The 11222-nt window shown below is 65.7% G+C and carries 6 protein-coding genes; 5 read left to right on the plus strand and 1 reads right to left on the minus strand.

Annotated features, from left to right (window positions below; genetic code table 11):
- The first annotated feature begins 19 nt into the window (after nucleotides 1–19).
- From dnaE to EYB42_RS03970, 3 genes are all read left to right on the plus strand, one after another.
- Nucleotides 20–3466: a DNA polymerase III subunit alpha gene (gene dnaE / locus EYB42_RS03960; RefSeq protein ID WP_135448428.1), complete on the plus strand. Its 3447-nt coding sequence runs from the start codon at nucleotides 20–22 to the stop codon at nucleotides 3464–3466.
- A 110-nt stretch (nucleotides 3467–3576) separates the two neighbouring features.
- Nucleotides 3577–7143: a hydantoinase B/oxoprolinase family protein gene (locus tag EYB42_RS03965; RefSeq protein WP_135448430.1), complete on the plus strand. Its 3567-nt coding sequence runs from the start codon at nucleotides 3577–3579 to the stop codon at nucleotides 7141–7143.
- Between the two features lie 63 nt (nucleotides 7144–7206).
- Complete coding sequence (locus tag EYB42_RS03970; RefSeq protein ID WP_167850915.1) at nucleotides 7207–7890, plus strand: tellurite resistance TerB family protein; 684 nt, start codon at nucleotides 7207–7209, stop codon at nucleotides 7888–7890.
- 69 nt (nucleotides 7891–7959) lie between these two features.
- Here the strand turns inward: EYB42_RS03970 and bhcR are convergent, their stop codons facing one another.
- Nucleotides 7960–8769, minus strand: coding sequence for an HTH-type transcriptional regulator BhcR (bhcR, locus tag EYB42_RS03975; protein WP_135448434.1), 810 nt, complete (start codon nucleotides 8767–8769; stop codon nucleotides 7960–7962).
- A 151-nt stretch (nucleotides 8770–8920) separates the two neighbouring features.
- On the opposite strand from bhcR, the gene bhcA reads away from it, so the two are divergent.
- Nucleotides 8921–10111, plus strand: a complete 1191-nt coding sequence (gene bhcA, locus EYB42_RS03980) for an L-aspartate--glyoxylate aminotransferase BhcA (RefSeq protein WP_135448437.1) — start codon at nucleotides 8921–8923, stop codon at nucleotides 10109–10111.
- A 13-nt stretch (nucleotides 10112–10124) separates the two neighbouring features.
- Nucleotides 10125–11123, plus strand: a complete 999-nt coding sequence (gene bhcB / locus EYB42_RS03985) for a beta-hydroxyaspartate dehydratase BhcB (protein ID WP_135448439.1) — start codon at nucleotides 10125–10127, stop codon at nucleotides 11121–11123.
- Nucleotides 11124–11222 lie beyond the last annotated feature (99 nt).

Raw genomic sequence — 11222 nt, forward strand, 5'->3', positions numbered from 1 at the left:
GGCCGGGTAACACTATCCCATGCCCGGCGCGACCCCCCGTTTCATTCATCTGCGCACCCACACCGAACACTCGCTTCTGGAAGGCGCGGTGCCAGTGAAGAAGCTTGTCGGCCTCTGCACGGCACAAGGAATGCCCGCCGTGGCCGTGACCGACACGAACAACATGTTCGCCGCGCTGGAGTTTTCCGTCACCGCCATGGGGGCCGGGGTGCAGCCGATCATTGGCTGCCAGATCTCGGTTGCCCATGACCCCGCCCAGCCGGGCGAGAAACCCCGACCGCCCGCACCCGTCGTCCTTCTGGCCCAGAACGAACAGGGCTACCTGAACCTGATGGCGCTGAACACGCGGCTCTACATCGACGGGGCGATGACGGGGGCCGCCAACCTGCCCCAGGTGACGTTCGACGAGCTTGCCCGCCATTCCGAAGGCCTGATCTGCCTCAGCGGCGGCCCGGAAGGCCCGCTGGGCCGCTTCCATGCCGCGGGCCAGCAGGCAAAGGCCCGTGCCGTTCTCGAACGCCTCGCCGCGATCTACCCCGACCGCCTTTATGTCGAGCTGCAACGTCACCCCGGCCCGGGCGGCGCGCTGCCGGAAGCCGAAGCGCTGGCCGAACGCGGCGCGGTCGAGGTGGCCTATGACATGGGGCTGCCGCTGGTTGCGACCAATGATGTCTATTTCCCCAAGCCCGACATGTACGAAGCGCATGATGCGCTGATCTGCATCGCCGAGGGCGCCTATGTGGATCAGAGCCAGCCTCGCCGCCGCCTGACCCCGCAGCACTATTTCAAGTCCGAGGCCGAGATGGTCGCGCTGTTCGCCGACCTGCCAGAGGCGCTCGACAACACCGTCGAGATCGCCCGCCGCTGCGCCTATGCTGCCGCGAAGCGCAAGCCGATCCTGCCGCGCTTTGCCGATGACGAGGTGCAGGAACTGCGCCGCCAGGCGAACGAGGGCCTGCAGAAGCGCCTTGCCGTCATTCCCCATTCCGCCACACCCGAGGAATACCAGGCCCGGCTCGACTTCGAGCTGGGAATCATCGAGAAGATGGGCTTTCCCGGCTATTTCCTGATCGTGTCGGATTTCATCAAATGGGCCAAGGACCACGGGATCCCCGTCGGTCCGGGCCGGGGTTCAGGCGCGGGGTCGCTGGTGGCCTACGCGCTGACGATCACCGACCTCGACCCCCTGCGCTATCAGCTGCTGTTCGAACGCTTCCTGAATCCCGAACGGGTCAGCATGCCCGACTTCGACATCGACTTCTGCATGGACCGGCGCGAGGAAGTCATCGCCTATGTCCAGCAGAAGTACGGCCGCGACCGGGTGGCGCAGATCATCACCTTCGGCGCACTTCTGTCCAAGGCGGCAGTTCGCGACGTGGGCCGCGTGCTGCAACTGTCCTATGGGCAGGTGGACAAGCTGTCCAAGATGATCCCGGTCGAAGGGGTGAAGCCGGTCAGCGTCACCAAGGCACTCGCGGACGAGCCCCGCCTGCGCGAGGCCGCGAAAGAGGAGGTCGTCGGCCGCCTGCTTGACTATGCCGCAAAGATCGAGGGGCTGTATCGCAACGCCTCCACCCATGCTGCCGGCGTCGTGATCGGCGACCGCCCGCTTGACCAGCTGGTGCCGCTCTACCGCGACCCGCGGTCGGACATGCCCGCAACCCAGTTCAACATGAAATGGGTCGAGGCCGCGGGTCTGGTGAAGTTCGACTTCCTCGGCCTCAAGACCCTGACCGTGATCCAGAACGCGATGGATCTCTTGAAGCTGCGGGGGATCGAGTTCGACATCAACCTGATCCCGCTCGACGACAAGGCCACCTTCGAGCTTTACGCCTCGGCCCGCACGGTGGCGGTGTTCCAGGTCGAAAGCTCGGGCATGATGGATGCGCTGCGGCGCATGAAACCCACCTGCATCGAGGACATCGTGGCTCTGGTGGCGCTCTATCGCCCGGGCCCGATGGAAAACATCCCGGTCTATTGCGAGGTCAAGAACGGCCTGCGCGAGATTGAATCGATCCACCCGACGATCGACCACATCCTGAAGGAAACACAGGGCATCATCGTCTACCAGGAACAGGTGATGCAGATCGCCCAGGTCATGGCGGGCTACAGCCTGGGCGGCGCCGACCTGTTGCGGCGGGCGATGGGCAAGAAGATCCCCGAGGAAATGGCCAAGGAACGGCCCAAGTTCATCGAGGGCTGCGCAAAGACCCATGGCATCGACGCGAAGAAGGCGGGCGAGGTTTTCGACCTTCTGGAAAAATTCGCCAACTACGGCTTCAACAAGTCGCACGCCGCCGCCTATGCCGTGGTCAGCTACCAGACCGCCTATCTGAAGGCCAACTACCCGGCCGAGTTCATGGCGGCGGTGATGAACTGCGACATCCACCTGACCGACAAGCTTGCGATCTACAAGCGCGAGGTGGACAAGCTGGGGATCAGGACCGTCGCACCCTGCGTCAATGCCAGCCTTGCCACCTTCACCGTGCGCGACGGCGCCATCGTCTATGGCCTCGGCGCGCTGAAAAACGTCGGCGTCGAGGCGATGGACCTGATCGTCAAGGCGCGGGGTGACCGGCCCTTCGCCAGCCTCTTCGACTTCGCCCGCAGGGTGGACCTGAAGCGGATCGGCAAGCGCCCGCTGGAAATGCTGGCCCGCGCGGGCTGTTTCGACGCGCTCGATCGCAACCGCGCGCGCGTGTTCGAGGCGCTGGATGCGCTGGTTGCCTATTCCGCCGCGATCCACGAGGCCGCTGCGTCTTCGCAGGTCTCGCTTTTCGGATCCGCGGGCGCGGACATTCCCGAACCCCGTCTGCCGTTCCGCGACGACTGGCTGCCCACAGAACGGCTGGCCCAGGAACATCAGGCCGTCGGCTTCTATCTGTCGGGCCACCCGCTTGACGACTACATTTCGGCCCTGAAGCGCAAGGGTGTCGAGACGCTTGCCGAAGTCACGGCCAAGGCCGAACGCGGCCCCTGCATCGCCAGGCTGGCCGGGTCGGTCTCGGCACGTCAGGAACGCAAGTCGGCGCGCGGCAACCGCTTTGCATTCGTGCAGCTTTCCGATCCGACCGGGCTTTACGAGGTCACCTGCTTCTCCGAAGTGCTGGAGGCCTCGCGCGATCTTCTGGAACCGGGGCAGAACGTCGTGCTGACGGTAAAGGCCGAACTGGAAGGCGAGACGCTGAAGATTCTTGCCCAGTCCGTTGCGCCCATCGACAGCGTGGCCGCCACCGCCGGCGCACAGGATCTTCGCATCCACCTGGCCCGGCCAGAGGCCGTGCCATCGCTCGCCTCGCTCCTGGCAAGGGTGGAAGGCAGGTCGCGTGCGCAGATCACGCTTTGCATCACCGACGCCGAGGGACGCGAGGTGGATGTGACCCTGCCCGACACCTATCCGGTAACCCCGCAGATCAAGGGGGCGATCAAGGCGATCCAGGGCATTCTTGCCGTCGAGGAAGTCTGATCGGCCGGAAACGGGTTCGCCATGCGGCCGATCGTCCGAAGCCAGAACCGGCAATGGCCCGCTTCACAGCATCGGGCACCTCATCTAGTCTGCGCGCCGAAGGGGGATCTATGGCCTGGGAATTCTGGATCGACCGCGGCGGCACCTTCACGGATGTCGTCGCCAGGCGCCCGGACGGCGTGCTTGTGACGGCCAAACTCCTGTCGGAGAACCCAGAGCGCTATCGCGATGCCGCCATCCAGGGCATCCGCGATTGTCTGGGCCTGACGGCAGGCCAGCCCATTCCCGATGGCGCAATCGCTGCGGTCAAGATGGGGACGACGGTTGCAACGAATGCCCTTCTGGAACGCAAGGGCGAAAGGGTGCTTCTTCTGGTCACTCAGGGCCTTGCAGACATCCTGCGGATCGGCACGCAGGCGCGCCCCGATCTCTTTGCGCTCGACATCCGCCGTCCCGAACTGCTTTATGAGCGGGTGGCCGAAATCCCCGGACGCCTTGATGCAGAGGGCCGCGAGATCCATCCACTGGACGAGGCCGTCGCACTTGCAGCCCTAAGACAGGCGCATGCCGACGGCATCCGCGCCGTAGCGATTGCCCTCATGCATGGCCATACCAATCCCGCGCATGAGACCCGCCTGGGCGAACTTGCCCGTCAGGTGGGCTTCACCCAGATCTCGCTTTCGCATCGGGTAAGCCGGCTTGCGAAGATCGTTCCCCGTGGCGATACCACCGTGGTGGATGCCTATCTCTCTCCGCTTCTGCGGCGCTATGTGGCCCAGGTGGAAGAGGCTCTCGACATCGGGCGGGCCACTGGGCGGCTGCTTTTCATGCAGTCGAACGGCGGGCTGACCGAGGCGCACCGCTTCCAGGGCAAGGATGCCATCCTTTCGGGGCCGGCAGGCGGCATCGTCGGAATGGTGCAGACCGCGCGCGCGGCCGGGTTCGACCGGCTGATCGGCTTCGACATGGGCGGAACATCGACGGATGTCAGCCATTACGCAGGTGTATATGAACGATCGTTCGAAACAGAGGTCGCTGGCGTGCGGATGCGCGCCCCGATGATGGACATCCACACGGTCGCGGCAGGGGGAGGCTCGATCTGTTCGTTCCGTGACGGGCGTTTCCAGGTCGGGCCGGAAAGCGCTGGGGCCGACCCCGGCCCAGCCTGCTACCGTCGCGGCGGACCACTGACGATCACCGACTGCAACGTGATGCTGGGGCGCCTGTCCCCGGATCATTTCCCTGCCGTCTTCGGCCCCGAGGGCAACCTTCCACTGGATGCAGAGGTGGTTCGGCGCAAGTTCGCAGCCCTGGCCGCCGAGATCGCCGCCGTCACGGGGCGTCTTGACCCGCCCGAGGTGGTGGCCGAGGGGTTCCTGCGCATCGCCATCGACAACATGGCCAATGCGATCCGGAAGATCTCGGTCCAGCGTGGCCATGATGTCACCGGCTACACCCTTCAATGCTTCGGGGGAGCCGGCGGTCAGCATGCCTGCGCCGTGGCCGATGCCCTTGGCATGCGGACGGTATTCCTGCACCCCTTCGCGGGGGTTCTGTCCGCCTTCGGCATGGGGCTTGCCGACCTGCGGGCCCTTCGCGAGGCCCAGTTCGACGCGCCGCTGTCGGAACTTTCCGAAGCGGATCGGCGGATCGCAACCTTGGCAGCGGAAGCTGCGGCCGAGCTTGCCGAGCAGGGCGTGCCGAACCCGAAACTGACGCGCACCGCCTATCTGCGTTACGAGGGGTCGCACCAGTCGCTGCCGGTGCCCTTCGGAACTGCGGCCGAAATGGCAGCGGCATTCACCGCGGCCCACCGGGCGCGCTTCGGGTTCACGATGCCGGGGCGGGCGGTCCTGTTCGAGATGCTGGCGGTCGAGGCCGAGGGCGGCGGTGCCGGGCTTGCCGGCGTGCAGACCGGCACGGATGCGGGCAGGCCTGCGGCGACCCTGCGGCTGTGGGCCGGTGGCTGGCGCGAGGTGCCCCTGTTCCGGCGCGAAGCCTGCGGGACCGACACCCGGATCGTCGGCCCGGCGGTCATTTCCGAGCCCACCGGCACGATCATCGTCGAACCGGGCTGGGAGGCACAGGTCGATGCGCAGGCCAATCTCGTTCTGCGGCGGATCACTGCCCTGGACCGCCCGGCAGCGGCAGGAACCCAGGCAGACCCCGTGCTGCTGGAGGTGTTCAACAACCTTTTCATGTCGATTGCCGACCAGATGGGCGCGACACTGGCGAATACGGCATGGTCGGTCAACATCAAGGAAAGGCTGGATTTTTCCTGTGCCATCTTTGACGCGGCCGGGGATCTTGTCGCCAATGCGCCCCATGTCCCGGTGCATCTGGGCAGCATGTCGCACGCAGTGAAGACGGTGATCGCTGCGGTCGGGGCAACGGCTCGCGAGGGCGACGCCTGGATGCTGAACTCTCCATGGAACGGGGGAACGCATCTGCCGGATGTCACAGTCATCACGCCGGTCTTTGTCGGGGGCAAGGCCACCTTCTGGCTTGGCTCGCGCGGGCATCACGCGGATATCGGCGGCCGTACCCCGGGATCCGGCCCGCCGGATAGCCGGACGATCGACGAGGAAGGGGTGGTGATCGACCTGTTCCACCTTGTCGAGGCGGGCCGCCTGCGCGAGGATGAAACCCGTGCGCTGCTTTCCGGCGGTCGCTGGCCGTGCAGATCCATCGACCAGAACATGGCCGACCTTGCGGCGCAGGTCGCCGCGAACGAGACCGGCCGGCGCGAATTGCTTCGGGTCGTCGCAGCACACGGGGCAGAGGTGGTTGCGGCCTACATGGCCCATGTGCAGAAGAACGCCGAGGAAAGCGTGCGCGCCGTCATCGACCGGCTGAACGATGGGGCGTTCACGTATGAGATGGATATCGGAACGATCATTCGTGTCAGTGTCCGGGTGGATCGGCGGAACCGGTCGGCCATCATCGACTTTTCCGGCACCAGCCCGCAGCATTCCGGCAACTACAATGCGCCGCAAGCCGTCACCCGTGCAGTCGTGCTCTACGTGTTCCGCACGCTGGTCGGAAAGGCGATTCCCCTGAACGAGGGTTGCCTGAAGCCGCTGACGATCATCGTGCCCGAAGGCAGCCTTCTGAACCCCCGCCCGCCCGCCGCGGTGATCGCTGGCAATACCGAGGTCAGCCAATCGGCCTGCAACGCGCTTTACGGTGCGCTGGGTGTGGTCGCCGCGGCGCAGGGCACGATGAACAACTTCATCTGGGGCAACGCGCAGTTCCAGAACTATGAAACGATTGCAGGCGGCACCGGGGCGGGCCCCGGCTTCGACGGCTGCGACGCGGTGCAAAGCCACATGACCAACACCCGGATGACAGACCCCGAGGTGCTGGAGCAGCGTTTTCCCGTGCGGCTGGAGGAATTCTCGATCCGGCGGGGCTCGGGCGGCGCGGGGAGATGGCGCGGCGGAGACGGCGCGGTGCGGCGGTTGCGCTTCCTTGCCCCGGTCACGGTGACCACGCTTTGCGGCAGCCGTCGTGTTCCGCCCTTCGGCATGCAGGGGGGCCGCCCTGGCGCAGTGGGCGAGAACCTGGTGCACTGGCCGGACGGGCGGGTCGAACGGCTGGAGGGCAACGACGAACGCGACCTGCCTCCGGGCGCCGTGTTCGAGATGCGAACCCCCGGAGGTGGCGGCTGGGGTTGACCTGCGTCATTGCGCCGTGACCTGCATATGCCCATGTCAGGCGTCCAGCGGATGGAGGGCAGGATGCTGAACGCGAAGTCATTGCTTGATTCCCTTCTGGCCGGCGTGAACCAGACAGCCGGGGGCCAGGGTGCCAGGGGTCTTGCCGACAAGGCAAAGGAGGCCTGGAACAACCAGTCGGCCCTTGGCAAGGGCGCGATTGCCGGGGGCCTGCTTGGGGTCTTGCTCACCTCGGGCGGGCGGCGGTTGCTGGGCACGGGGCTGAAGATCGGCGGCATGGCTGCGATCGGCGGTCTGGCCTACAAGGCCTATGAGGACTGGAAAAAGGACCAGGGGGCTACAGCCCTGCCCCCACCGGAGCAGACGGATTTTCTGCCGTCCGACGCCGCGCGTGCCGACGAGATGGCGACGCATCTCTTGCAGGCGATGATCGCGGCCGCGAAGGCTGACGGCCATGTGACAGCGGAAGAGCGGGCAAGGATCGACGCGCAGCTGGAAAACCTCGGACTGGAGGGCGAAGCTGCGGCGCTGATCGCGGCGGAACTTGACGCGCCACTGGATGTGGGCCGGATCGCCGCGCTTGCCACCAGCGAGGCCGAGGCGGCACAGATCTATGCTGCCTCTCTTCTGGCCGTGGACCCGGAGGCGCCGGCCGAAAAGGGCTATCTGGCGATGCTGGCCGCGCGACTGAAGCTTGACCCTGCGCTGGTCGAACGGCTGCATGTCCAGGCGGCGCGGGTGGAATGATCCGGCCAGCAGGCCGCGTTCGTCACGGTGGGGCCAGGGAAGACCGCCGCAACGCTGGATGAGCGGGCGCTAGGGCCTGACGCCGCCTGTTGCCTCGGTGACCCGGTCGGCAGCGGCCATGACAAGGGCGCCAATCCGTACAGCGTCAGACAGACCCACCCGGAAGGCCGGGCCCGATACCGAAAGGCCCGCCACGGGTTCCCCGTACGCATTGAAGATCGGGGCCGCGATGCAGCGCATGCCTTCGGCGCGTTCCTGATCGTCAATGGCAAATCCGCGCTCGCGCGTGCGGGCAAGATCACGCATCAGCGCCGTTTCGCTGGTGATGGTCAGGGTCGTGAATTTTTGCAGGCCTTGCCTCAGGATGATCGACTGCACCCGGTCCTCTGGATACCAGGCCAGAAGCGCCTTGCCGATGCCGCTGGAATGCATCGGACCCTTGGTGCCGGGCGGGAAGAAGGCGCGGATCGCCTCGTGCGTTTCGACCTGCGCAAGGAACAGCACCTCGCCCCGCACTTCCACCCCGAGATTTGCCGTCTCGCCGGTTTCGCGCATCAGCGCATCCATCGGCTGACGCGCCCGTTCCACGACCTTGGTCCGCCTCAGGAAGGCGGTCCCGATCCGGAAGGCGCCTGACCCGATGTGCCAGAGCTGGCCCGGCTCCTCGACCTCGACCATGCCGTGGGCCTGCAAGGTCTGCATGGCGCGAAAGGTGGTGGCCACGGCCTGGCCGGTTTCCTCTGCGAGGTCCGAAAGGGTGCGGCCCGGCGAGCGGGCGAGATGCTCCAGAATGTGCAGCGCCCGGTCCAGCGCCTGCACGGTGTTCTGGTCGGTCTTGTCGTGAAAAGCCTTCGGCCGGCCACGCGCCTTCTGCGCCATGTGCCTGATCCTTTCCCGGTGAAAAATCACAAGTGTCTGTAGCACATGCAAAATAGCCCAGATTTCATGAAATGAAAAATCATTTCGAAAAAAATTGTCCTGCAATGGCCGCCGGCGTAGGGTCAAACCATCGCTCAAGGGAGAACCCCAGATGTCATTCCAGAACCCGGTCTTCATTCCCGGCCCGACGAATATTCCCGACAGCATCCGCAAGGCCTGCGACATGCCCACGCTTGACCACCGCAGCCCTGCCTTCGCACGGCTGTTCCGTCCGGCGGTCGAGGGCGTGCGGCGCGTGCTGAAGATGGCAGAGGGCGAGGTGGTCCTGATCCCCTCCACCGGGACCGGCGGCTGGGAGGCGGCGATCAGCAACACGCTTTCAGCTGGCGACACGGTGCTTGCGGCGCGATTCGGCATGTTCAGCCACCGCTGGATCGACCTTTGCCAACGCCATGGGCTGAACGTGCGGGTCATCGACAGCCCGTGGGGCGAAGGCGCCCCGCTGGCCGCCATCGAGGCCGCGCTGCGGGCAGATGCGGAAGGCACGATCAAGGCGGTCCTGGCCACCCACAACGAAACGGCGACGGGCGTGAAATCCGACATCGCCGGCATCCGCCGGGCGCTGGATGCTGCGGGTCACCCGGCCATGCTGTTCGTGGACGGGGTGTCCTCCATCGCCTCGATGCCGTTCGACTTTGCCGAGTGGGGCGTCGATATCGCCGTGGCGGGCAGCCAGAAGGGGTTCATGCTTCCTGCGGGTCTGGCGATCATCGGCATATCGCCCAAGGCCATCGCTGCGACCAAGACGGCACGCCTGCCGCGGACCTTCTTCGACTTCGGCGACATGCTGACATCCTATGCGGGGGGTGGCTATCCCTACACGCCGGCAGTCGGGCTGATCGCCGGCCTGGCCCATGCGATCGACCTGCTCGAGGCCGAAGGGCTGGACAACGTCCATGCCCGCCACACCCGCCTTGCCGAAGGCGTGCGCCGCGCGGTTCTGGCCTGGGGCATGACACCCTTTGCCGCCTCGCCGGATCTTTATTCCGACACCGTGACTGCAGTCAGGGTGCCGCCGGGATGCAACGGCACCGAGCTCGTTCAGCTTGCCGCGGCGAAATACGGCGTGGCCTTCGGCGTCGGTCTGGGCGAGGTGGCCGGAAAGGTGTTTCGCATCGGACATCTGGGAATGCTGACGGAGGCGATGGTGCTGTCAGGCCTTGCCGTGGCCGAGATGTGCATGGCCGATCTGGGCTGGCCGGTGAAGCTGGGGTCGGGCGTTGCTGCGGCGCAGGAGTTCTATCGCGGCAGCGTACCCGCACTGGCACTGGCGGCGGAGTAGGACGGTGAAGGACATGGCCCTGATACGGCTGCCGGGCTTTGACGACGTTCTGGCCTCCCACGCCCGCATCGCGCCCCATGTTCACCGTACCCCGGTTCTGACCTGCAGCCATTTCGCCGAGCTTTCGGGGTCAGAACTGTTTTTCAAGTGCGAGAACTTCCAGAAGGCCGGGGCCTTCAAGGTGCGCGGGGCGTGCAACGCCGTCTTCGGGCTGACCGCAGAACAGGCCCAGCGAGGGGTCTGCACCCACTCTTCGGGGAACCACGCGCTGTCGCTGTCCTATGCCGCGGCCCGCCGGGGTATCCCCTGCCCCGTCGTGATGCCCCGCACCGCGCCGCAGGCAAAGAAGGATGCCGTGCGCGGCTATGGCGGTATGATCACCGAATGCGAGCGCTCGACCAGCAGCCGCGAGGCGATCTTTGCCAAGGTTCAGGCGCAGACGGGTGCAGAATTCGTGCACCCCTACAACGACCCGCGCGTGATCGCCGGGCAGGCCACCTGTGCGCGCGAACTTCTTGAACAGGTTGACGGGCTCGATGCCATCATCGCCCCCATAAGGGATGGCGGGATGGTCAGCAGCACCTGCCTTGCCGTGTCATCCATCGCCCCCGGCGTAGATATCTTTGCCGCAGAACCGAAGGATGCCGACGGCACCTTTCGTAGCTTCCGTACGGACCGGATTCACGCCGACGACGCGCCGGAAACCGTGGCTGACGGATTGAAGGTTCCGCTGAATGATCTGACCTGGCACTTCGTTTCCCGGCACGTCACGGACATCTTCACCGCAACCGAAGAGCAGATCATCGCGGCGATGAAGCTGACCTGGAAGCGGATGAAGATCGTGCTGGAACCCTCCTGCGCCGTGCCGCTGGCCACCATCCTTGCCAACCCCGCGGCCTTCAGGGGACGCAGGGTGGGCGTCATCATCACCGGCGGCAATGTGGACCCCGACAAGCTGCCCTGGATGAAGGACCAGGGTCGGTTTGCATTTGGGGATTCCCGTTTGTCGTGAGTTCTGCTTCAAGATCGAAGACGGAGGCGATCTTGAGCCGGCGGACCTTGACCTACGCGCAGTGGGCGCGGATCGAGGGGCATCTTCCTGGGCGCGACG

The sequence above is a fragment of the Tabrizicola caldifontis genome (genome assembly GCF_004762095.1).
GTDB classification, from domain to species: domain Bacteria; phylum Pseudomonadota; class Alphaproteobacteria; order Rhodobacterales; family Rhodobacteraceae; genus Tabrizicola; species Tabrizicola caldifontis.